A 26245-nucleotide genomic window follows, 5' to 3' on the forward strand; every position below is an offset into this window, starting at 1 on the left:
GCTCGCTGAATAGCGGGCTGCTTTTTTTCAATTCAGGGCTTTATCGTAACACTTCGGCGTTTCCTGCATTATACCACATTGAAAAGACCATTTATACCGGCGTCATTAAACAGTTTCATTCACACTCAACTAACAATTCATGAAAACGTCAATCACTACCATGCACCACTTTTTGCGCGCTATCTTGCCTGGGATTGTCCTGGGCATGTCCACATGGGCCACGGCACACTGCCAGTCATCTCCGGAAATCATCCTGCAAAAAATCAGCGACGCCATCGAAGGCGGCACGGATGGCCGATACCGCGTGTCGCTCAATCGTCCGGTCCCCGTTTCCGAAGATATTGTTATCAGCTTTTCGTATACCACCCCGTCGCCCGGCGCCATAGCGGCTACACCGGGAACTGATTTTAGTAATCTCCCCGGAAATATCGTAATCCCCGCCGGTTCTGTCGAGACCATCGTTGCAGTGGACGCCGGCAACGATGGTATAATCGAAGGCCCCGAAACGGTGGGAATCCAACTGACGGGGGCTACTTCTGCCTCGCAGACCTATCCGATCAACCCTTTGAAGAATTCGGCCACGGTACTCATTATAGATGCTAACGCCGCAAGTTCTACGCCTATACAGGTTATAACCGGCACCAACGCGTCCGAGCCTGGTACAGGTGCTACATTTACCGTAAAACTGGCCGGGGTTGCCACTTCTGCCTGGCCTGTCAAAATAGCCTACTTCCTGTCGGGCACGGCCAACGGCGCAGATTTCAGCATCCCGGGTGAGATTGTGGTTAATGCCAATACCAACTCTGTTTCCGTTCCGGTCACCGTGTTTGACGATCACGTGGTCGAACCGACAGAGACCATCACATTTACGCTCCTTTCCGGCAGCGCCACTGACGGCGGCGGTAATGCTTTTATTTTTCCGCCGGATCCGGCCAATAACGATATTACGGTGAATATCGCCGACGACGACAATATTAATCGGATATTGTCATTGACGAAAATAGCGGACGCCGCAGAACCGGCAACATCCGGCAAATACAGGCTGGGGCTGCCCGGTGATTATGTCGCCGCCTCTAACGTGACTGCCCAGATCGGCACGAGCGGCACCGCCCTGCCTGGCACCGACTATACGGCCTCCGCGACCGTATTGCCTGCTTATCAAAATTTCGTAGATCTGAACATTGACCCGATTGACGATTTGCTAAATGAAGGTACCGAGTCCGTCATACTCACCGCGACAGGCGGCGTGGATGGCTCCGGCCTGACTTACACGGCTGCGTCGGGCAGCGATGCCGTCACCATTTCCCTGGCTGACAATGATATACCTCCCATCATTATCGAACATCCCGCAAACCGCACGATCTGTGCGACGAGGAACACGTCTTTCTCGGTTACCGCAAGCAATGCGAGCGCCTATCAGTGGCAGGTAAATACGGGCAGCGGGTTTAATAATATAGCTGACGCTGCTCCTTACAGCGGGGCAGCCACGGCTACCCTTACGATCACAGGCGCCACCGGTTCGATGAACGGTTACCAGTACCGTTGTGTGGCAACCGGTAGTGCCAGCCCTGCCGCGTCGTCTAATGCAGCAACCCTGACAGTCAGCAGTCCGACGGCAAGCATAGCCGGCAAAACCGACGTGTCCTGTTTTGGAGGTGCCAACGGCTCGGCGACAGTTAGTGTTTCAGGCGGCTTTACACCCTATACCTACTCGTGGTCGCCCAGCGGCGGTACAGCCGCAATAGCAACAGGTCTGGCTGCTAACACCTATACCTGCACCGTTACGGATAACATCGGTTGCCTCACTTCGGCCCAAGCGGAAATCAACCAACCACTGCTGTCACTTGCCGCTACTTCTAAATCCGTAAGCAGTACACAAGGTAGCAGCACCATATACCGCGATTGTAATGATCTGATCGCACGCGTCCAGGCCACGGGCGCATCTCCTGTTTCGGGGACGGTCGAAGCCAGGGTGTGGGTAGAGAGCACACAACCCCGGCAATTTGTCAAACGGCATTATGAGATCACGCCAGCCAGTAATGCAGCTTCTGCCACGGGACGTGTTACCCTTTACTTTACCCAGGACGAGTTTTCTGCATTCAACCTTACTAACCCGGACAATTTGCTGCCAGCCGATACCAGTGATGCGGCCCGGAAAGCAAACCTTTTGATTGAAAAGCGGGGCGGAACTGGCGGAACTAATGGCCTGCCAGGAGACTACACCGGAAGCATCACTACCATCGACCCTGCCGATGAAAACATTGCCTGGAACCCTGACGGGAATCGCTGGGAGGTAACCATTGATGTAACAGGGTTCAGCGGGTTCTTTGTCAAAACAATCAGTTCCCCACTGCCTGTCAAACTGATCTCTTTCGAAGCAAGAGCACTTGCCGGTCAGGCCGTCGAACTCAAATGGCAGACGGCCCGGGAAATAGACAACGACCGTTTCGTAGTCGAACGCAGCAAAGATCTTGTGAACTTTGAGCAGGTAGCCGAAATCCGTGATGTGGCCGGCAATTCCGATGCCCGGCACAATTACGAACTCGTTGACCATAACCCTTATCTGGGCACCAGCTATTACCGGCTGATCCAATACGATCTTGGCGGGGCCCGTTCAGTCTCCCGCACCGTTTCGGTCATTATCCGCTCGCAGGACTACTCGCTTTATCCTAACCCGCTGACAGGACGGACTTTCCGTGTCAGCGTCGATGAGCCGCACTCGGCGGTAATTTCCTTCTATAACACCAATGGGAAGAAAGTCGCATTCCAAGCCGATCCGGAGGGTTCCGAAACGCTCGTCATCCGGCCCTCCCAGCCCTTAACCGGTGGGATCTACATGATTTCGGTAGACGAGCGGGCGACCAGGCGGAGCTACAAACTAATTTTCGAATAGCCAAGTTGCGTGTGGAGTCCGTTCAGTCTTCAAAAAACAGATAACAAAAAGAGAGGCACATCCAATATGCCTCTCTTTTGTCATTTGCAAAAAAACGCAGTACCGGTCCCCTCTCTACCGTCTGGCACTTAACCTTTTGGGGGAAGTGCCAATGATCCAGTTGATGAAGTCGGTATTACAATATCGCCTGCCGCTAAGAACCCATTCAATGCACTCCCGTACTTCCGTTGCTTCCGCATCTTTTTTTAAGAAACCATGGGCCCCAAGCCTTAGAAATGGGACAACCGTTGATCTCTGCCGGTAAAAGATGATTATTTTGCAATCGGGCCAATACGCGGTAATCGATTGGCAAAACGGGAGATCCTGTTCACAAATTACAGGGTTGACATTGATGATGGCGAGGTTAGGACTGACTTCCACGTGTGTCATCGAGTCTATCATCAGTTCGGCTGACCCAAATGGAAAAATATGAATGCCCTTGACCGCATCACGCAAAGTTTGCGTCAGTCTTATCATGGAGGGCGTGTGAGTATCAATTACCGTTGAAATCATAAACAAAGGCGAAAATGTTCATATTGCCATTGATGATCTGCATATAAAACGACCACATATCCAAAGTGTCCCGATAACACGAGGAGTGCATTACTTTACCCAAAATGTTAAGTATGCAGGTCGCACGGCCCATTCAACCAGATACCCGCCCGTTTTTTACCCCCTCTCCGATCTGGGATCGGAAGAGGGGGCATTTTATTGGCAGGCACACGCTTATTTTTGAACAGCCGTTTTCAAGTGATGGATCAAGCCGGTTGTCTCCGTAACTTCGATGACATACATCCCTGCTGCCCAGTTAGTGACTTTTATGCCCGCGGCGGGGAAGTTCTTGCCGGAATAAACTACGGTACCACTGCTATTGGTTATTGTCACGCGGGAGATTTTCCGTCCTGGCAAATCGTTCAGGAAAATCTTGTCGGATACAGGGTTAGGGTACGTAGCCAGACCGACAACGCCGGACTCGACATTCCTGATGCCGCTGTAAGCAAAAGTCTGATCCTTGTCGACCATTTTGAGGCGGTAGTAGTTTTCTCCCGGAACCATTGCCTGGTGTACGAAAGTGTAATCGCGCCGTATTGCACTTTCTCCGAAGGATTCAACCCTGCCCAGCGGTCTCCAGTTTTTAGCATCCCTGCTGTGCTGCACCTCGAAATAATCACTGTTTGTCTCCGAAGTCGTCGCCCAGGAAAGCAACGCCTGACCACCCTCTGAGGTGGCTTTGAACTCAATCAGCGTCACGGGCAATGCCGCCTGGTCTCCCGAGATATACAAAGTCGCCATAGCTGTGGCACCCTGCGAGTCGGTCGTGGTGTAAGGGAAACCAACACCGCCTTTGAAAGTTGCCACTGGCACAAAGTTATAGCTTCCGTCATCTTGTAAAGTCAATGTACCTTTGTCGGGAACGGTGGTCGTTTGGGGGGTCACAGTTTGCGTATCCCCCTCCGGATCTGTATCATTCGCTTTCACCCCGTTTGCCGCGTTGGCGGTAATTCCCGTCGGAGAGGATAACAAAGCGTAATCGTCCGCGGCCTCGGTACTATTGGTCGTTCCGGTAAGTGAAACGGTAACGATCTGGTAAGCAGAGGCGCTTAAAGGAATGGGCCTGTTGTCGCTGACGGTGTACAGAATGGTATCTTTACCCACAATGCCTGTCGGAGGTGTATAAGTTACCGCACCTGTCGCCGAGTTAACGACCGCAGTTCCGCCCAGGCGCGTGTTGCCTGAATTACCTCCATTCAGGTCTGTCAGCACAACCGAGCCTGGAACTAACAGCACGTCCTTGTTTCCGGCTGCATCATTCACCAGCGAGTTGATAGTTACCGCCGTATTCAGTTTGGTAGAAGCAATGTCCAGGTTGGCAATCGGCGGATTGTTCGTTCCCGTGCCATTGACGGTAATAACAAGCAGTTCCACAGGACAATTTGTCGTCACCGATGGCGGACATACCGGTACCAGGAAGCGGTACACACCCGGAGTGCTGGAAGTAAACGTATAAGTTCCGTCGGCGTTGACAGCTGGCAATTCACCTCCCGGATTGGAGAAGCCTGCTACGGTCGTCGCACTGCCGTAGGTTGTGCCTGGGAGAATCATGTCGTTGGTAGACACATTTCCGTTAATGGCTACGCCTGCAAGCGCTACGTTCACATCCGGATTGGTCTTGTTGCAACTCAAACCGACAGCCATTCGTGTATCTACAATCGCGCCATAGACGTCTACGAATTGATCGACAGCCTGTGCCAGCGAACCGATCGAGATCTTGATTTCGTCAAACGGTACGGTACTGTAAAAGCCTGGGTTGTAAAAATCAGAAGGAGTTCCAAACCATTGGTTCAATACTGACAGATCAAACAAGGCCGCATCGTTTTTCGATTCCTGCTGGACCCCATTCAGGTAAGTCGTGATGGTGATACCGGTGAATAGCCCTCCTGAAAGCAGGAAAGGGTTCTTCTTGATGGTAAAGCCTGCAAAAGTACCTGCTGGGAACGTAGTGGCAGGAACTGCGACAGCCAACGAGTTGGTTTCCAATCCGCTGGCCAGGTTATGGATCCTGGCAAAGTCGGTGGTAGAGGCAGAAACCGCATTCCACGGCGCCTGCACCTCACAACCGGCACATGCAATTCCCTTTGTTCCTGTTTGTTCGGCGTCAATCACCGCTCCGTGGTTCTGGTCGCTCAACGTTACATTGAAGTCGCAGCCCACAGTGATAGCACAACTGCGCTGCATATACGCCCGGTAGATCAGGATATTACCCAGGTCTGCTCCGACCAGGTTGGTAATTTCCAGCTGAGCTTCATCGAAAGGCACTTTGCTGATAATACCAACGATTTGCCTGTTGGCCCCACCGGTTACCAGAGAAGTGCTGACACCCGCGGCCAGCGAATTGCCGGTACCGCTTTGCACCAGAACCCCATCGTTATACAGATGGATCGTCATACTTCCCAACGCGCCTGCGGACAGCAGTGTGCCTGACTCGATGTCAAAGCCTGCGAAGGACTCTGCCGGATAAGTTTCAATGGCATTGGCTACCGAAACAGTAGCTTTTGAGCCCACGCTTGCGCCCATAACCAGTGTCGCGGGCACTATCACAGCACCATTTACGATGTTCTCCGAGTTATTGAGCTGACAGGCAGCGCATCCTACTGCGTCGATCGATGTTCTGATGCCATTGACATACACCGGATGCGTCGGATTGGAGACGGCAGTCAGCGTATTACAAGCCAGTTCGTTGGCGCAGAATGCTTTGAATACCGCGTTGTAGATACGGGTCGTGCCTATATTCGCATTGATGACCGAGCTGACGGTGATCTTAACGCCGCTGAAAGGCTGTGTCGCCAGAAACCCGATGGTTTGCCGGCCAGCTCCGTTAAGTACCGAGCTTTTGGCAGATATCAACCCTGAGTTACCAGAAAACGATTCGATAACAGCTCCGTATTGATCTGTGGTGGAGATGGTAATCCCAGAGAGCGCGTTCACGCCGATCAGGTTCGGGTTATCGATATCAAAACCGGCAAAGGTGTTGATCGGATAGATTTTCGCTCCGTCGGTTACACCATATGCGGCCGTTGTGCCGATATTAGCGGGAACTACCAGTTCGGTATAATTGTCCGGATCTGCGTCGATGGCATTGCCAGACGCTACAATGTTACATTGCACACACGCGGTAGCATCAATTCCCGTGTTGCGGGTGTCAACAAAGACAGGGTAATTCGGTTTAACCAGCTTGGTGTTGGTATTACATGCTAATGCGGGGCCTTCGCAGAACCGTTCGGTCACTGCGCCATATACCCTGATCGGGGCCACTTGTACCGCACCGAGCATGGAGACACTGAACTGGATTTCGTCAAAGGCCAATTTGGTTTTAAAACCGGTGATGGCGTGCCCGGAAGAAGTAAAAAGGCCTGCGCTGCCCAAAGCACCTCCGTCGGAAACCGTTTCCTGCTGCACGCCGTTAAGGTAAGTCGTAACAGTGTGGCCTGCTGCGAATGCTACCCCGAGCGTTCGCTGGTCTTCTATCTCAAAGCCGGCGAATGTCCCGGCAGGATATATTGTTTTTGTGTTTTTGATCGAGACTGATCCTGTTGAAGCTATGGAAGCAACCAGGTCTATTTCCGCATAATCGGTTGCATCCGAATTGACCAGATTAGTAGTATTTCTCACTGCGCAGTTCACGCAGGCGACGTTAGTGCTGATACCGGTCCGGTCGGTGTTCACGTATACGGGGAACGTCGGGTTGTTCCATTGTTCTACGACATTACAAGGACGGGGCGTCGATTCTGCGCAGAACTTGGTGGCCACCGCATTGAAGATTTGGGTCGTGCCCAGATTGACGCTTATTGACAAGGCCTGATCGATCTGGATCCTGTCAAAATTCTTGGTCGTCACAAAGCCGACCGTGGTCCTGCCATTGGTGTTGACAATGTTTGCAGCCAGCAAGCCGCCGGGCCCGGTGTATTGCTCCTGCAATGTGGTGCCCAGGTAGGTGCGAACCGTCAGCGAACCCAGCAATGTGGCGCCAATGATCCCGGTGTTCTGGATCTCGAAACCAGCGAAATATCCTGCCGGATAATACCCGTTATCGCTCTGGGCGGTCAGGCGCATCCCGCCTGTGGCTGATAACACGGCCAGGAAGGTCGCAAAATCACTCGTGCTGGAGCTGATTGCATTGGCAGGGTTGCTGACCACTGCTGCCGCCAGGCCATAAGTTCCCGTCCAAACTGTCCCGAATGGCACACTTGGGACGATGCTCATGTGATAGGTGGGCAGGTTCAGTGCGGTAGGTGTGTTACAGGGTAACAGGCTAGTGTCCGGGGAAACCACTTGTGCCCTGGACAAAAAGGGTATTAACATCAACACCCAAAGAAGAACCGTTTTTGTTGATGACAAGCCGATCGGTCGGTCAGTTCTAAGCAGAACCCGACTTGGTAGTAATTTTTCCATACGTTGCGTTTGATAAAATGTAACAACAACATCCGGCATAGCGAACTACGAGGAGCATACTACACCGGGTGGTGACAGCCCTTTGTAAGGGCACAACAATCCCTGACAGGCGATTTGCCTGCTATAACGGGGGTAAACAAACGTCATAGGCATATCCTCCTATGACATCAAAAGAACCTGGCTGGAATGTTGACTGGCAACGACAGCACAAAGCCTTTTGCAACCGAAGGCGAACATTGAGGAATAAAGAAAAGAATCTCCTGGTTTAAAGTCGGGTTAAAGTAAAAAAGTAACCGGATGTACTGCATGCTTATGGCACATCAGTGCGCATCATCACGGAGGCGGTCGTTCCCCTTCATAAGAGGGTAATTTTAATGGGGAGAAAAGCGGAGATAAGGTAAAAATCGTCATAGCGCTCGTCTGAATAGTGATTGAAACTAAGCTATTTTAAAACAGGCCCGGCCGTGGCCACTTTACAGGTGCTTACGCCAATTTGTAGTTCTTCCCGATAATATCGAATATCCCAGTGTGCACAGAAAATAGAAACCTTTCTATCGAAAGCTACAAACAGAGATCCAATAATACAATAAAATAAATTCTACAAAAAAATATTTTTTATAGATACAATACTACTTTCAAGCACCGAAGTTTCTACACAAAACACATAATATTCGGAATTTGTAACTTCTGTGCGCTAAAAACGTACATTCCCTGATATTTTGGAAAATCGGACCGGCGGCTACTTGTAGCGAAATTGCCACAAAAAAATTTCCGTTCTTGCTACGTCGCCATCCAACTCATCTGAAACAGGACGGGTGACGGATGATAAAAAATGACGAGCCAGGTTCGCTGTTTTTCAAATTGCTCCATTCTGGTGCTCAGCGATGGGCAGCTTGACAAAGAAACTCGTACCCACACCCGGGTGTGTCGAAAACGTCAATTCTCCGCCCAAAGCCTCCACATACTTTTTCGAGAGTGTCAGTCCAAGCCCGCCCGAGCGCAACGTATTCGGTACGGGATTTTGCCAACCGCGCAGAATGTCCTTCTGAGCTGATTCAGAAATACCGGGGCCGGTATCGCTGATACAAAAAACATGCCGCCCATCCAGGTGCTGGTGTGTAAACTTCACTGTTTCCGCTGCCCGGCATGCGCGGGTTGCATTGTTAATTAAGTTTCGAACGATGATGGTAAAAAGATACGGGTTCCCCCTCAGAAACAATGTTTCGGGTATGGCTGATTCGAATATCAAACCCTTCGACCGGGCAATATCCTGATAAACTTTGATTGTATCTTCAATTGCTTTGAAGGCATTGAAATATACGTCCTTATTTATCAATCTTCCTTCGGATTTGGTCATATCCAGCAGGTTCATCAATAAGTTTTGGGTATTAACAATGGATTGCCTGATTTCTGTCGTCAGCATTTTCCTTTCAGCGGCACTCAACTCGTGATTCTCAATAATATTAAGATAGCTTTTGAGTGAAACAAGTGGAGTATGATAATCGTGGGATATAACGGAGATCAACCGCACTTTTTCCTCATGCAGCTCGTCGAGCAGCATTGCCCTCTTTTCGGCTTTGTCTTTTTCCTTGCGGTAATTACTGATAATGTATCCCAGGCCAATGAGTATCATGACTATGTTGACCACATAGGTTGAAGCGATATCGACAAATTGTTCTTTTCTATCCGTGTAGGTTGTAAGGATAAATTTCGGGTCCTGATACTCGAGCCAAAGCAATGTAGCGACGGTGACGAGATTGACGACTGTCAGAACCGGGTACCCTCGTTTGGGACTGACCGACAGCGAGAGAAAATAAACCAGGCAGAATGAGAGCATGGTAGAGCCATTTATGCCCGACGTCACCCGATAACTTATTACAAAAAAAGCGTGGAACAGCAATGAATATACCACCAGCGAAAAAAGCGTAAACCCCTTGACCCGAGACAGGTAATACAAAAGCAACTGCAGGGGAATCAACGCTGCGCTAATCCAGGCATACAACGTCATGCCTACCGCCAGGCTGAACACCAGTACATACACCATCACCAGCAGCGTGGAGATGCAAAGGAAGTGGAAAATGCGGCTTTGCAGCGTAAATCTCTCACTGGAACCCTGAAGTTGCTGCCAGAGCCTGTTGAGTTTGAAATAGAGTGGGTTATCTGTGGTCAAAGAAAATCTGTATTAAATTACCGGCAATAAAACAGCAATAATACCGATTCTTTTGCCCTATGCAATTCCGCCCGGCTAAGTACGTCAAGTGGCTTGCTGCCGGCCTAGTCAACTGCATCGCCAATTTTGCGTCAAATGGCGCTCTCCCTCTTTCTTCCCGCTCGGAATGCGAAAAAACCAAACAGTAGACACAACCCGGTAAATGCGGACACGTTGATCCACGTTTCCAGGTAATGAAGGAAGCGCTGGTCAGGCTCAACATATCGGGCAAATACGATAACGCCGGCCAATGAAGAAAAGAAAAATGAAAGAAAAGACATCCTAAACAAATCCAGCAGGCCGCCTTTTAACGACTGGAAATGTATCCACCGTCCGGCATAGACGTTGACGATCACAGTGATAAATGTAAAAATTGCCATCCCGAAACTATTCGGGGACAAGCCCATATACATTGTCAATGCGCTAGCTGCCAGCGCAATAGCACCAAACACCACATGCCTGACCGTACTATTTCCGAGTCTCTTATTCATGCTGCTTATTTGATGCACCGGGTAATGATCTGCCTTCTAATCACCAATTTAATCAATTTAACAGATTCTTCTCAACGTTTCCCCCTTGCGCGGTATCAGGTGTAAATACTTTTGCTGACAATATTTGTAATAAGTCTAAATAAATTACATTTGCAGAAATTTCAATTTATTTCCCGCCACAAATGTTGTCTCGATTTATACTTGTCTTTGTATTATCCATTTGCATCCTACCCAAGCACACCCTTTTTGCCCAGACAGAAAGAGGAACAATAAAAGGAACCGTTAAAAACGCCTTCAACCAGCCCGTCTCCTCGGCGCATATCCTCATCAAAGGGAACGGCGCGGGAGTCCAAACCGATGAGAACGGCGCATTTATCGTAACGGACGTTGCAGCCGGCCCTGCGGCCGTTACCGTGTCGTCATTAGGTTTTGTATCACAGGAAAAGAAGGTTCAAATCAGTTCCGGCGAAACCATTCTGGTTGAATTCAGGCTCGAAGAAAACACGTCACAACTAGACGAGGTAATCGTTTCCGCCAGCCGCCGGGTGGAATCTCTCGCAGAAACCCCCTCTTCGGTCACGGTGATCAGCCCCAAGGAAATAGATGCCCTTTCGACCATCAGTCCCAACATCGCCAATATCGTTGGGTACGCCGTCCCCGGATTGGGCTCATCGACCAACCAAACGGGAAACTACGGCCAAACCCTTCGCGGCAGGAATCTGCTGGTGCTGATCGACGGGATACCGCAATCCACCCCGCTCCGGGCAGGCGGAAGGGACATTCGTTCGATTGACCCCTCGGTGATTGAACGTGTGGAAGTCATCAAGGGTGCGACAGCGATATATGGAAACGGCGCCGACGGCGGATTGATCAACTACATTACCAAAATACCTAAAGGCGCTCGTAAAATTGGCGGACTCACGCAGGCAGGCCTTACGGGAAATACCAAAGGCGACAGCACTATCGGTTACCGCTTCTCCCAACAGCTTTTTGGCCAGCTCAATAAATTCGACTACGTGGTCAGTGGTATGTACGAAAAGACCGGCGTATACCGCGATGCCGAAGGCCAGGTGATTTCACCCGAGTACGGTCTGGGCGAAACGAAAATATACAATGCCTTCACGAAAATCGGGTACAATTTCTCCCAAAAACAGCGGCTGGAACTGATGTACAACTATTACAGCTCGAACCAGCATTCGGCTTTTGTTTTGAAAAACGGGGTATTTGGAAAAAGTCCGGCGATCGGCATCCTTGGAAAAAGAATCGGGATCGATGAAGGCACAAGGCATAACCACAATGTCAATCTCCAATATACCAACAAGGAAATCTTTGGCCGGACAAGCCTGACGGCCAATGTTTACTTGCAGGACTTCTGGACTGTATATTCCAATTCCGCTTCGTTCTACGGCAGCGGCCAGTCTGAAATCGTCTCCAACAAAAAAGGTTTAAGGGTTAATTTAAATACGCCATTACAGCTCGGCAGCAAAATTTCAGGAGATGTAACCTACGGCTTTGACCTTTTGAATGACAAGACAGCCCAGAGCCTCGTGGACGGAAGAGTGTGGGTGCCCAACATCGACATGCGGAACCTGGCGCCTTACGCGCAGCTGTCAACCCAGTGGTTTGATCACCTGAATGTGAAAGCCGGGGCCAGAGCGGAGAACATCAGGATTCAAATCGACGACTACAATACGCTGGCCACCGGCGCAAATGGAGCGGGGAGCATTGCCGTGAAAGGCGGGACCCTCGATTACAATGCGCTCGTCTTCAACGCCGGCGCCCGGTATTCCAAGTTCCGCTTATTCAATCCGTTTGTGAGCTACTCGCAATCTTTTTCCGTTTTTGATTTGGGCAGGGTGCTCAGGGCTGCCAGGGAAAGCACTATATCCAAGCTGGAAACAAAGCCCATTATCGTAAATAACTACGAAGCTGGTTTCGGCAGCCAGCTGGGTAAAGTCAGTCTGACTGCCGCCTATTATTACAGCACATCAAAACTTGGGTCCAACCTGCTGGAAGTTGATGGCGTATACATTGCCGAGCGGATGCCCGAGCGGGTGTGGGGATACGAGGTGCAGCTGGATTATCGTGTGCTCAGTCCGCTCACCCTTGGAGGAAACTACGCCTATGTCGAGGGCAAGGGAGACAAGGATCAGGACGGGAATTTTGACGGCGAGAAGGACATTTATCTGAACTCGAACCGAATTACGCCGGCAAAGGTTACGGCATATGCAAAATGGAATTACAAGAAACTAAACCTTGATCTCAACTGGATGTATGTCGGCAGCCGCAACAGGTTCCAACCCAATGAAAAGGGCGTGTATGCGCTGGGAGAAGCCCCTATCAAATCATTCGATCTGTGGAACCTGGCCGTTGCTTACAAAATCACCCCGCAATTCCGGTTAAGCCTGGGGATAGAGAACCTGCTAAACACGGCCTACTACCCGACAATTGCCCAGTTTTACGGTAACGACGCCAATTACACACGAGGAAATGGTCGTCGGTTCAACCTGGTTCTGGGTTATGCTTTTTAAGCGGTGCCCTATGTTTGCATAGAAACCTGCATTCATACTCAAAATCTGCGTCCGCTGCCATATCCCGTTTGAAAATAAAATTATGGGTACGGATAGGCGGTAAGCCACATTGCTTAGTATTCTAGGCAACTAATCAGAATTTGTTTATGAAAAACAACAGTTGGCTCTGCTTTTTAGCCTCGTGCTTTACATTACATTTAACACTTACAGATTCTTTGCAAGCGCAAGAAAAAGTCAGGGATGTACAACACGCAATCGTATACCAGCAACCCGGGCGTTTTGCCGGCTGGCCTGCGAATGGTGGCGCTTTTATTTTCGATAATGACGAAATACTGGTGGGATTTACCGAAGCCAAATACAAAATCACGAAAAGTCACAACGCCGAAAAGCCGTTTATGAGCTGGCTCGGACGCAGCACCGATGGAGGGCAGAGCTGGACCGTCAAAGATCCTGAAAATTATGTGGGAGATTTTGGCGATATGCCCGATTTGCGCCCCCTTACAACTGCTGTCAATTTTAAGCATCCGGAGTTTGCCATGCGGGTCGTCGGGGCTTCCTATCACGGAGCGGAAGACGGCCGCGCTCATTTCTTCTTTAGTTACGATAAAGGAAATTCCTGGCAGGGCCCATTCGGTTTTGGGGATTTGTTCCAATGGAAGGAGCTTTCAAATATCGGGATGGACGAACTGACCCCCAGAACAGATTATATCGTCAAGAGCGAGAACGAGTGTTTGCTTTTTTTCTCGGTACGTAAAGCGGGGGCATTCGGGACGGACCGTCTTTTTTGCATCAAAACGACTGATGGCGGTAGGACCTTCGCTTTTCAGGGGTGGATTGTGCCTCCAAGTAGCTCAGCAGGAAATTTCCCCAAGGTGAAATTATTTAAAGATGACGCCAGGAATCCCTATGCAAATGAGTGCCGGGCGGTAATGTCGCAGTCGCAAAGGTTAAGTGACGGGACGATCGTGACGTTGATCCGAAGAAAATTCACAACCAACGACAAGCAAGAACTTCATTGGATAGATGCCTATTCTTCTGCGGATAATGGCAGATCGTGGAGTTTTACTTCAAAAGTCGCCGATACGGGGGCCGAAAACGGCAATCCTCCCGCATTTGCGCTCACCCGGGATGGCCGGCTCTGTGTAGTATACGGGGAACGCGATCATGGAACCATTCGAGTGATTTACAGTTCGGATAAAGGTAAAACATGGGGTAAGCCACAGGTTATCATGGACGATTTTTGGTCGGAAGATAAGCAGCTGAATGATTTGGGGTACCCAAGGGTAGTTTGTCGTCAAGACGGTAAAATGGTCGCGCTCTATTACTACTCGACAAAAACACATCTACATCATTTGCGCGCTTCCATCTGGACACCATAATCCAGAAATCAAATCCTCGTTACTAGAAGTTTTTTCACCAATTTGAATCGGTGCATATCCCCACCGATTCAAATTCGAGTGTGTATATGCAGTACCGCGTGCGGACATGTGAGCATGCAACGTATCTGGCAAATTCATCAATTCTCTCAGCGGTCGAACATCAGTAGCACTAATTTGGCGATTTGTTCCCTAGAATGACTTTTCACCTCCCGTAATTTGCTCAATAAAATCATATTATTTATTCAGTAAATCACAAATCCATATGCCCGTTTTTGATCCGCCCGACCAGGACAGAACACTGGTCGCCCCGCCGGTAGCAGCAGGGGGCCAGAATAAGGTGCCGCTTACCCCAGAAAAATGAACGAACCATTAACGATCAGAACGAATGAAAAGACAACTATTCATGCTTATCAAACCAGCATTTGCGATTGCCGGTTTGCTCCTACTTTTCCAAACTGTGACGGCGCAGACAATCAATGCAACTGTAAAGTTGAACAGAGATATTTCGTACCAGAAGATTTCCGGTTTCGGTGGATTTGTAAACAGCCCCCAGTTTGGCTACAATCATATGAGCGAAACCGAAATCAGGAAGATGTGGGGCGCAAATAGCGAGGCAGGCTACAATATTATGCGTATATACATTCCCGTTGGAGAAGCGAACTGGCCGCAGGCGCTGGCAACAGCGCAGCTCGCACAATCGCTCGGCCTGAAGATATTTGCCTCGCCCTGGTCGATGCCCTCCGAATGGAAAACGTACAATACGCAGGCTTCGCGATACACCGACGAAAACGGCATTGTGCGGCCGGTATACCTGAAAGAAGAAAATTATGCTACTTATGCCCAGTATCTGGATGGGTTTGTGAGTTATTTAAAGACCAATGGCGTTGAGTTAGAGGCGATATCTCTGCAAAACGAACCTGACTATCAGGTAGATTATGCAGGTTGTATCTGGACGCCCGCTCAGATGGCCAACTTTATCAAGAATTACGCAGACAAGATCAACTGCAAGGTTATAGCGCCTGAAAGCGTCGGGATCACCGACAATTACGCAACCGCGTTTATGGATCCGGGTGTGCTTGCCAACTTCGAGATTTTTGGCGGCCACCAGTACGGCGCGATCCAGACCGGACATTTGAATGTACAGGCCCAGGGAAAAGAGGTATGGATGACCGAATATCTGATCAATTGGAATGCCGACGGCGGCTCGCGTACCTATGACTGGCAGCGGGATGCTTTCGATTTTGCCACAAGACTTAACGATGCCCTTCTGGCCAATGTGAACGCGTGGGTCCATTATGCTACCAAGCGATATTACGGCCCAATGGGAGACGGCCAGTTTGGTACGGTTGCCGGCGAAATTACCAAGCGCGGCAATGTCCTTTCGCATTATGCCAAATTCGTTACCGGTGCCAGGCGTATCCAGAACGTTTGGAATGACAATACCAGCCTACTGAATGGCTCCAGCTATATTTCGGAAACAGGCGACAAGGTTTTTGTTGTGATCATCAATCCGTCGGCTAATACCTATAATCTTTCCGTCGACCTACCCTTCCTGTCCAATACAGGCAAGGCCGTGACGACCACCAACACCACCAGCCTGGTGGAAACCGCCGTGCCATTTACGGAGGAAACGGCCCGACCGAAAGTAACGATAGGCGCCTCCAGCATCACCACGCTCGTATTTGAAAAAAGCGGAGAACGGCCCGTTTCTCTGATGACCAGCGAGTTGATCAACTATGGAAAAATAGAAAACCAGACCCCGACAAACCCCGCCTTTGGAACGGCCTATCAGCTAAGCGGTAAAACAGCTACGATCAAGTATGACCAGCAGCTAATCAGCGCGAATAAAACGGCTGACAATGGCTATCTGAAACTCACAGGTAAATTCAACAGGCTGACTTTCCGCGTCGAAAATCTCTCCTCAACGAATAACTACTCGTCAAGCAATACGACCCTGTACTATATAAACAGCGCCGGAGTGGCCAGTTCCCACAATTACGGAAGCGTGAATTTTCCAAGAAGACAAAATTTCGATTGGGTTTTCGACATCTCAGAAAACGTACTTACCGATGGCTGCACCGGAATCATTGGCCTCGTTAATGGAAATTACAGCTCCATACTGACCTTTAAGTTTGCCAACGTCTATTTTTCAGTCGGCGGCGAAAGAGGCTACCGGTTTGCCGGACCGTACAGCGACACCGACAGCTATCTCCTTGATTGTCTTGACGATGTAAGCTTCACCTCTCTCGATCTGAACGACGCAACAAATATCGGTTCCCAGGCTGAATGGCACGCCGCCGCGATTAACAAAAACGCCGTATTCTATACGCAGGATGCACAGCTGAGTACAAAAGACAATGTGGTTTATCAGGGTGTATGCACAAAGCTCCTGCTCAGTGACACGGGTGGGGACTTCTATCCCCCAGCGGGCTTCACCGCGACCGCAGCCACGTACGCATGTACTTTGAACGGCCTGAAAATGTTGGTTTTGCCGTTCGAAGCCAACATTCCCACAGGCGTAAAAGCCTATACCCTTGAATATACAGATCCGAAGGTCACCGGAAAAATCATCATCAGCGGCAAAATACCCGCTAACACGCCCGTGTTGATCAGTGGTACCGGCACTTTTGTGTTTAACGGCTCGGGCGCTATCGACGCATCGTCCAATCTCAGATCAGGTGCCGAAAGCTCCGGATTAGCGGGCAGCAATTTGCGCAACATGCAGGTCGGGATCACAGGCGGAGTCTACATCGGCGTGCCCGCCCCGATCGGAGGCTACTACCTCGGCGTTGAAAACGGTACACCTGCATTTAACCGCATAACAGGCTCTTCACAGCCAAACATTCGTCCCTTCGACGCCTACCTGGCACCCGGGCTTTCAACGACCGCACCCACGCTCGAGCTCTTCCTCGACGAAACTGCTCTCCCGGTTCGGCTGGGCAATTTTACTGCAACGGCTTTCGAGAGCTCGGTACGTCTCGACTGGACAACACACAGTGAAAAAGAAAATGCAGGCTTCGATATCGAACGGAGCGCCGACGCAAAAAGATTTATAAAGATAGGTACAGTAACCGGTGCAGGCGACAGCAACACCGGGAGTCACTACCAGTGGATTGACCAATCGCCGCTTCCCTCGGTGAACTATTACCGCCTGAGACAGAATGATCTGGATGGCACCTTTGCCTACTCGACAATCAGATCCGTGAATAACAGCCACTTCAAGCCGGTTGCGGTTTATCCAAGCCCTGTGAATACCCTGCTGACCCTCGACCTGAAAGGAAATAAGGTGAATGGTGCGTTAGTGATCACAAACGTGCTGGGACAAACCGTAATATGGTCGCATTCAGAGGGCGAGATTACCCGGATCGACGTGTCGGCGCTTGGTGCAGGAATCTACTTCTACCACTTGGATAACTTCACCGGCTCATTTATCAAGAATTAAATAACGAACACTTTAATTGCAATTTCTATTGGAGGGGCAGGAGGATATTCAGAAACTGCCCCCCATTCTTTCTCCTCATCACAATTTATTTGCTTAGAAAAATGCTTTTTTATTAATTGAACTTTATCGATTTGCCGGATGAATCTTAACTGATAAAAACGATGAAGACCCTGACCGTAAATAGATCGGTATCGCGCGAGGAGCTCGTTTCAATCCTGGAAAATGAGCTTTCACACGATTATAAATACGAGCTTGTCGATGACAAACAGGAAGAATATGTGCTCGTAAAGAAAAATGCGTTTATAGGCGCGAAGATCTTTAACACCACCAACAAAATATTCATTGAGGGCGTGACGCCAACACTCGGCGGGTACTTGTTCGCTTTTGCTGTAACCTTCTGGACAGGTATGTTTCTCGGCGTACCGCAACCCTGGCTTAGTTTTGAGAAATCAATCGGGCATGCCCTGCTGAGCAAATTACAATAGGCAGGTTCTTAACCGATACAGATTTAATCAGCGAATCGATTATCAAAAAGGGTGAATGCTGGAAAGAGTTTACTTAATTTCTTCCAGAATCTCCGTGGAGTACTTCTCATGTAACTTATTTAAAGGAGAACATACTTCGCAGCTCCGGAAGCCAGTGATCCAACAGGTCGCGGCAATTGATTACTTTCTCGGCCAGGTCGTTACAGACGTAGAAATAATGGTTGGAAGCTTCAAATCCGAGCCGGCTATCGCTGCCTTGCAAATGCGCCATGCGTTTGGCCAGGGAGATTTCCTGACGAAGGACACTTTCAATTGCCGCGATAAGCTCCATTGCTTTTCCCTTGTCTTTTTCACCCGAGAGCTTATCCCGCGCCACCACAAACGACGCCTGATTAGCGACGCTGCTGTAATGTATGGCGATTGTTTCGGCTACGCCGCATTCATCTGTCAGTGCTTTCCGGAATTCCGCCGACAATTTCAGGCCTGCCGTTTCGCGTCTTAGCTGCGCCTGCGCCTGTTCGAAGCGCCGGGCCACTTTCTGCATTTGGGAAATGAAAACCTCAACGGGATAATTGGCGCGCCAGCTATTCACATCGTCGTAAGGCAGCCCTACCATACTCGCCTTGTAATCCGTAGGCTTCGACCATAGCAAATTCGAAGGGCCGGCCTGCAATGGCGCCGAATAAACCACGCCGATATGGTACGGAAATTCGCTGAATCCCTGACTGTACTGCTCCCATGCTTTTGTCACTGCATCACCAGCGGCGCCATACCGGCGCCGGGCGACTTTCTGCATGGCTTCCCTGCCCGTGATGGTTTTACTGTTGCCCATCTCGGCCACCACTTCCAGATTGGGTGACGGATAACCGCCCAGCGTCCAGCCCAGCATCAGGCCGTCGACGCGGGCATTGCGCAAGTTTTCGGCATGCCGTGCGACGTTCTCCATCGCCGGAATATACGGTACGGCGGCAATCTCCCAGGTACAACCGGCCTGTATCTTTGCAATGGTTTTCAGGCCATTTTTCCGCGCGATATCCCAGTGCCTCGTCGCCCGTGGTCCAGGCCCCACCGACGAGATCGAATATTCCCCCACCTTGTTTGGCACCCCGCCCCTGTTGATTTCAAGGTCCCATTCGCTGACGCTCATGAGCGCCGCACTTTTGGGTAATGCAGGAATGATCTCCTCTGCCCAGCCGTCTTTCCAGCCCCAATCCCAGGCGATCAGCCCGGGACCCTTTTCCACTTTGGCGACGGCCAACCCCTGACTGATACCATTCTCATAGAGCTGGTTCAGCTCGGCGATCACTGCCGACGGCCCTCGTTTGGAACAACGCGGACATTCCGCGCCTTTTCCATGCGACCAGCAATGGGTATGGTTCTCCGACGCGGTAATTGAAAAGAAACCAGCCAGACCGGGCACGCGTGACGTGATCATTGCCATCGAGTCGACCAGGTATTTTTGTACGTCGGGATGGCTGGTACACAATGCTGCCTGCTCGCCAATTTGTACACCTTTCAGTTCAGGATGTTTCTCAAAGAACGCCAGCGGCATAAATCGTGGCTCATTGAGATATAAATAGATCCCTATTCCGTGCTTTCCTGCCTTTTCAACCAGTTTTCCCAGAGATTCCAGCCGCTGTTCCCAATGTTCGCTTATGGACGGGTCCCATGGGAACGGGGTGAGCTTGGAGAGTACGATATGCAACCAGGTGCCGTCCATGCCCGAGGCCGCCATTTGAGCCAGGTATCCGTCGGGATACGGGTCGATGTCCGGCTGCAACAGCGGATCGCCGAAAAGAGCAAAATAGGCATAGCCGAACCTTGGCGAAAAACCGGACGAGGTTTGCCTTTCCGCTTTTTGCTGTGCTTTTGACAATTCCTTTACAAACTGGAAAAGCGGCTCCTCGTGCTGCGGGAATCCTTTCACGAACTCCTCCCGAATAACGCCAGACAGCCATTTCTCCCGCTTCCGCACCACTTCCGGGGATGCTTTGAACCTGATGGGCTCACATTCCGGTTTCATACTTCCCAGCTTGATGTAAAAAAAATCGTCTTCCTGCAATGTGAAGGTCAGCTGCTCGTCGGTCCAGCCCAGCAGTTCAAGCATTTGTTCCCTGGGTAGCAGGTGCCAGTTTCGCCTGATCACGGTTAGGTAGCTCCGTTGTTTCTGATCCTGCGAGACCGTTTTTACCTCGGGCAGCCCCATTGCGGTCGCTAGTCTGTATATGTCGGCAGGCTCTGCTCCGGTAACTGACGCAAGTCGGTCGACAGGTACCAATCCCCAGTTTCGCCATAAAAACGCATGCATCCTATCCGGAAAATGGGACAATGTAAGGGCCTGTTTTTCAATGGGACCAAATGCGAAAGACGAAGGCAGGGCAAGCAAACCGGCCGTGGCCAGCGTGGCTGTTCTCAAAAATTCTTTTCGTGTGAAAGTCATTTACGCAATGAATTAACATTTCCGAGCACTTCGGGAAGCTCAAATAAAAATACTTAATTTGAGCTTAATCGGGCCTCTTTTCTCGTATAGTCCTTGCGCGCAGAATATTTGGGATTGTTATTTAAACAAACATTGCATCAATCACATGACAAACAACCAGGCATCTGACCGATTGGGGCATGGAGCATCGCAAGGAAATTATCGGGGCATAACGTTGCAGATCGGGTTGGTAACAGAAGTCAATCCTAGCTTTTAAGTAGAAATACCGGAGCTGTACTTTCATTACCAGGAATTCACCATCGCTACTGAATCTAGATTTGAGGAACTTTGCCTTTTCCCCAACGAACGTTTGGTGCAGTATGGATTCTATGACATCCTCCTGAGCAGTCATTATATGTACCTGACACGACTCATTCTATCCTTCACCCTCTGTTTTGCATCCTCCCTGGTATGGGGTATTGAACCTTTTTACCCCAGATATAGCGCTGCCGACGCCCGCAATGACCTGGCCAAATACCACCCGGACGAGGTCGATACCGCTCAGTTTATGCGGGCCGTCCGGCTTGGGCGATATCATGTTTACAAGCCCGGGGAGTTTAAAAAGGATCTTGATTCGGCTTACAGCTACTTTTTAGCGGCAGACCGGTTGGCTACACAGTTTAAAAATATCCGCTATAAAGTACATGCTATTAATTTGCTTGGTGCGATTCTTAATGAGCGGAATGAGGCCAGCCGGGCTATCAGTCTTCATGAGAAAGCTGCCGGCATAGCAAACAAAATCGGTGATTCATCCCTGGAAGCTGAATGCTGGTACCTCAGAGGGGAAATTGAGCCTATTCTTGGCAGCACTGTCCGCTCGCTGAACCCGGCTTATCGGAAATCGTTTGAACTGTTTAGGAAGGCCAAAAACATCCGTTATCAGGGTTATGTCCTCGTGCGGATAGCAAGCATCCGGGGGCCATATGTTCAAGATTATCCCGGAGCCCTGGCCGACCTCCTGGAAGCGGAGCGTTTATACAAGTCGATTCGTTACCCGAGAATGCATTACGTGTACTTTCTTGCTACCGATATTACCCGGGCCTCCGGAATGTTCAGTGAAGCGCTGCGGTATGGAATGCTGACCATTGAAAGTGCCAAACAAAGCGGGGACCTGAATGAGTTGGCCTATTACTATTCGAACCTGGGCAGAGTGTATGACGAATTGGACGATCCGTCGCAAACGATAAAATACTTTAAACTTTCTACCAATCAGGCAATTGAGGACAAAAACACCTTTGTTGTTCTAAATTCTACCAGGCGGGTCGCCAAAACTTTGATGAGGATAGGCAAGGTAAAAGAGGCGAAACAATACTTTGCCCCTGTTTTCTCGAAATATCCTCCAACGGACGACAATCTCGCCAGTATTCATTTGGACGTCCTCGCGCATTATTACACCTATTTGGGCGAATACGATATTGCCGAAAAGCACATTCAAAAGCTGTTATCCATTGCCAATAACGTTACCGCCATCATAAACTTCGAGCTTCTCCTGCATCAATTTATTGGTAATTTATATCTAAAGGCCGGCCGATTCGGTTTGGCGCGGGAGCATCTTAACGAGGCTAAGAAGAGAATAACCGTGAGCACCCCTCAGACTGTCTCTATTTCAATTGAGATAGAAAGAGGCTTGTATAAACTCGATTCCGCACAAGGCAACTACGGCAAGGCGCTTGAACACTTCCAACGATTCAAAATATTGAGCGACTCGGTTTCCTCATTGAAAAAGAATCTCCAGATCGCGGGTATCCAGATCCAATTCGACACCAAGAAGAAGGAACAAGACATTTTAGCTCTCACCCAGCAAAACAAAGCGCAGTTGACGCGCCTGGAACAACGGGAATTTCAGCGCAATGCGATGATCGGCGGCACTGTATTGTTAAGCTTCCTCGTGCTGTCGTTGTATGTCCAGTTCCGGAACAAGCAGAAAAGCAACCTGGAATTAAAGCAGCACCAGCAAGTGATCGAGGAATCGAACGCCAGGCTTACCCGCACGGTCGAAGAAAAGCAATTGCTCGTCAGGGAAATCCACCACCGTGTTAAAAACAACCTGCAAACGGTTATAAGCCTGCTGGAATCCCAGGCCTTCTATCTCAAAAATGATGCGCTGACGGCAGTGAAGGACAGCCAAAACCGTATTCATGCGATGTCCCTGATTCATCAAAAGCTGTACCTGACCGAGAACGTCACGACGATAAATATGCAGGCGTACATCGAGGAACTGGTTTCAAATCTTGGGAGCAGTCATGTGGACGGCAACCGGATTTGCATCGACATGCAGGTTGATCCGATTTACCTCGATGTCGCGCAGGCCATTCCGCTCGGGCTGATTATTAATGAAGCGGTAACGAATATCTTCAAATATGCTTTCCCTGACGGAAAGTCTGGTGAAATGCTGATCCGTTTCACCGAAATTCCCCATGGCCAATACTTCCTGAATATCCGGGATAACGGAGTCGGGCTGAACACCGCCGCAGATCAGGGTAGACCCGGTTCGTTGGGAATGAACTTGATGAAGGGACTTAGCCACGAGATGGGAGGCCGTTTTACGATCGAGTCCGATCAGGGCGTCAACATTGCCGTTCAGTTTTCAGCGCTTCATCACATTTTGGAAACAGAGGTTTAGCCGCACCTTCAAAATACACCAATAACCGGGTGATCACCATTGACCTGCTTGCTCCAAACGCCTTGCTTTGTATCCATCAAAGCAGGGTGTTTCTGCTTGCCTCCAGTCCTACCATCAAATCACTTGCCCATGAAAAGCTACATCTTTGGAGTACTGCTTTGCATCTGCTCCTGCTCCTTCGGACAGTCACAAGAGCGCGTTGCTGCTGGCAGCCGCAAGTCATCCAAACCCGTTCAAACAAATGCCGCAATGAAATCCGATCTCTTTTCTGCTGTTAATGCCCGAACGCAATTTGCGGCCGGGTCTGGTAAAAAGCTTGCATATCGTTCAATCGGGCAGGGAACGCCCATCATTCTGTGTAACCGGCTGCGCGGTATTCTCGACTCTTGGGACCCGGCGTTTCTGGACGAACTGGCAAAATCCTACCGGGTGATCATTTTCGACTATTCGGGAATCGGCTCATCCGATGGCGCCCTGCCGGTCAAAATTGCGGAGGTGGCCGAAGATGTCCGTTTTCTCGCATCCCAATTGAAGCTCGACAAATTTATCCTCGGCGGCTGGTCATACGGCGGGCTTGTGGCCCAAACCTTCTCTACCCATTACCCGGAAAAAGTATCACACCTGATTTTGTTTGGCACCAATCCGCCGGGGAAAAACCAGCATCCACTGGAGCAGGCTTTCCTGGATGCGACAATGCATGAAGTGAACGACCTTACCGACGAAACCGTGCTATTTTTCGAACCGGCATCTGAGTTGAGCCGCCGGGCGGCAAAAAGCTATTTCGAGCGGATCAATGCACGTACCGTAGACAGGGATATTCCGGTTCCGAAAGAAAAGTGGGACAACTACTTCGCCGGTGCCAAAGACTATGCGACCGACGAATACGGTTCCAGGGCAAAACTCGCAACCATCAATGTCCCGATCCTCGTCATTTCCGGCGATCACGATCCGGCATGCCCCATTGAAAACTGGTACGCGTTGAGCCGAAAAATCCCGAACCTGCAAATGGTCATGCTCGGGCAGACGGGCCACGGGCCGCAGAACCAGCACCCCGACCTGGTGGTACGTTACATTGACGACTTCGTGAAGTACGCCAGACTATAACCCATTGTGATCTCTCAGGGACACTTCGATCACATGTTGGATGCCGCAGCCATCAGCAGACGTACAAGGCAAACCGTTAGTAGATACCTCGATCACACGATACTGCCGGTCAGTGGCAACCGATTTAATGCTGTTAGCTATTGGTGAAGTCATCGAAATATGAGCGGTTAATTTATATTTGCATTTACAGCTAGTCTATGTTCCAGGTCGACCAGGGCAATCATAGCTGTCTCCGAACTATGAACAGCAAGGTTTTAATCGTTGAAGATCAGTTTATCGAGGCTAATCACATTCAGATGGTGCTTGAAAAGGCTGGTTATACGATTATAGCAATCGCACACGACGTCCGCTCGGCGCTGGAAATCATCGATGGCGAACTCCCCGACCTGGTTTTACTCGACATTTACCTGAAAGGAAATCAGACGGGTATCGACCTTGCGCGCATTCTTCGCAAGCGGAACATTGCATTTGTTTACCTCTCGGCGAATTCATCCAAAGAAATCCTGGATGCCGCTAAAAGTACCCAGCCTTATGGATTTCTGGTCAAACCATTCCGTGAAAAAGATATCCTGGTCACCCTGGATATTGCCCATTATCTGCATCAACAAAAGACGGAGTTGTCCAAGCCGCAACCACCGCTAAACATCCCGGCGAACACGCCATTTTCTGCTATCGTCGGAAATAGCTCCGGCCTGTTGGAGGTTATGGAACAAGTCCGCATTGCCGCACCATCCGACGTTTCCGTATTGATACTCGGCGAAAGCGGGACCGGCAAGGAAAAAATTGCCCAGAGCATTCATAATCTGTCCGACCGTAGAAAGCACCCGTTTGTGCGGGTGAATTGTGCCGCCCTGCCGTCCGCCTTGATCGAATCCGAACTTTTCGGGCACGAGAAAGGCGCATTCACGGGGGCGTCCGAGCGCAGGACGGGGAAGTTTGAACTGGCCCAAAAGGGAACCATATTTCTGGATGAAATTGGGGAAATATCACTTTCCATGCAGGCAAAACTGCTGCATGTGTTGCAGGAGAAACAAATCGACCGGATCGGGGGAAAGACGCCCATTAACCTGGACATCAGGATTATAGCCGCTACCAACCGCAACCTGGAAAAAGAAGTCGCGGAGGGAAGGTTTCGGCTCGATTTGTATTACAGGCTGAACGTCTTTCCCATAACACTCCCGCCGCTCCGCGAACGCAGAGACGATATTATGCCACTGGCAGTCCATTTTATTCAGATTTTTGCTGCCCGATTCGGCAAGGAGGTGTCGGGCTTCTCCCCTTCCGTTTCCAAACAGCTTATGAGTTATGATTGGCCGGGAAACATTCGCGAGCTTCAACACCTGGTCGAGCGCAGCGTGCTCATGTGCTCGGGCGACACGATCACGAGCGTCGGCTTGCTGAATGACAGCAAAATGAAAATTGCAACAGGAGATGGTACTGCGAAGGTTAAATCGATGGAGGAGATGGAGCGGGATTATATTGTTCAAATTTTAGGGCAATGCAACGGGCGCGTCTCCGGCTCGGGCGGTGCTGCCGAACTGCTTGGGCTGAATGTGTCGACACTCAACTCGCGGATGAAAAAACTAGGCATTAAAGGATCCAGGTTTTTTGCATAGCGAT

At 50.1% G+C, this 26245-nt stretch carries 12 protein-coding genes; 8 read left to right on the plus strand and 4 right to left on the minus strand.

The genetic code is table 11. From position 1 onward, the window contains the following. Positions 1-139: 139 nt before the first annotated feature. Positions 140-2893: a Calx-beta domain-containing protein gene (locus tag J7619_RS01675; protein WP_291193272.1), complete on the plus strand. Its 2754-nt coding sequence runs from the start codon at positions 140-142 to the stop codon at positions 2891-2893. Between the two features lie 765 nt (positions 2894-3658). On the opposite strand, the gene J7619_RS01680 is transcribed toward J7619_RS01675, so the two are convergent. From J7619_RS01680 to J7619_RS01690, 3 genes are all read right to left on the minus strand, one after another. Next, positions 3659-7693, minus strand: coding sequence for an Ig-like domain-containing protein (locus J7619_RS01680; protein ID WP_291193273.1), 4035 nt, complete (start codon positions 7691-7693; stop codon positions 3659-3661). 1045 nt (positions 7694-8738) lie between these two features. Beyond that, complete coding sequence (locus J7619_RS01685) at positions 8739-10052, minus strand: sensor histidine kinase KdpD (RefSeq protein WP_291193275.1); 1314 nt, start codon at positions 10050-10052, stop codon at positions 8739-8741. A gap of 131 nt (positions 10053-10183) precedes the next feature. Then, positions 10184-10582: a hypothetical protein gene (locus J7619_RS01690; protein ID WP_291193278.1), complete on the minus strand. Its 399-nt coding sequence runs from the start codon at positions 10580-10582 to the stop codon at positions 10184-10186. Between the two features lie 182 nt (positions 10583-10764). On the opposite strand from J7619_RS01690, the gene J7619_RS01695 reads away from it, so the two are divergent. From J7619_RS01695 to J7619_RS01710, 4 genes are all read left to right on the plus strand, one after another. Further along, positions 10765-13113, plus strand: a complete 2349-nt coding sequence (locus J7619_RS01695) for a TonB-dependent receptor domain-containing protein (protein WP_291193280.1) — start codon at positions 10765-10767, stop codon at positions 13111-13113. A 215-nt stretch (positions 13114-13328) separates the two neighbouring features. After that, complete coding sequence (locus J7619_RS01700; RefSeq protein WP_291193282.1) at positions 13329-14492, plus strand: sialidase family protein; 1164 nt, start codon at positions 13329-13331, stop codon at positions 14490-14492. A 385-nt stretch (positions 14493-14877) separates the two neighbouring features. Beyond that, positions 14878-17934 (plus strand): T9SS type A sorting domain-containing protein, encoded by a 3057-nt coding sequence (locus J7619_RS01705; RefSeq protein WP_291193284.1) that lies wholly within the window; start codon positions 14878-14880, stop codon positions 17932-17934. A gap of 161 nt (positions 17935-18095) precedes the next feature. Continuing rightward, positions 18096-18419 (plus strand): hypothetical protein, encoded by a 324-nt coding sequence (locus tag J7619_RS01710; RefSeq protein WP_291193286.1) that lies wholly within the window; start codon positions 18096-18098, stop codon positions 18417-18419. Between the two features lie 115 nt (positions 18420-18534). Here J7619_RS01710 and J7619_RS01715 read toward each other — a convergent pair whose 3' ends face one another. After that, positions 18535-20859 carry a hypothetical protein gene (locus J7619_RS01715; protein ID WP_291193288.1) on the minus strand — a complete coding sequence of 775 codons (2325 nt, stop codon included), beginning with the start codon at positions 20857-20859 and terminating at the stop codon, positions 18535-18537. Between the two features lie 394 nt (positions 20860-21253). On the opposite strand from J7619_RS01715, the gene J7619_RS01720 reads away from it, so the two are divergent. The 3 genes from J7619_RS01720 to J7619_RS01730 all read left to right on the plus strand — a co-directional run bounded on the left by J7619_RS01720 (position 21254) and on the right by J7619_RS01730 (position 26241). Beyond that, positions 21254-23521: a histidine kinase dimerization/phosphoacceptor domain -containing protein gene (locus J7619_RS01720; RefSeq protein ID WP_291193291.1), complete on the plus strand. Its 2268-nt coding sequence runs from the start codon at positions 21254-21256 to the stop codon at positions 23519-23521. 129 nt (positions 23522-23650) lie between these two features. Further along, complete coding sequence (locus J7619_RS01725; RefSeq protein WP_291193293.1) at positions 23651-24625, plus strand: alpha/beta fold hydrolase; 975 nt, start codon at positions 23651-23653, stop codon at positions 24623-24625. Positions 24626-24864: 239 nt separating this feature from the next. Next, positions 24865-26241, plus strand: a complete 1377-nt coding sequence (locus J7619_RS01730) for a sigma-54 dependent transcriptional regulator (RefSeq protein ID WP_291193295.1) — start codon at positions 24865-24867, stop codon at positions 26239-26241. Positions 26242-26245: the final 4 nt, after the last annotated feature.

This window comes from Dyadobacter sp. (genome assembly GCF_017744695.1).
Lineage (GTDB): Bacteria > Bacteroidota > Bacteroidia > Cytophagales > Spirosomataceae > Dyadobacter.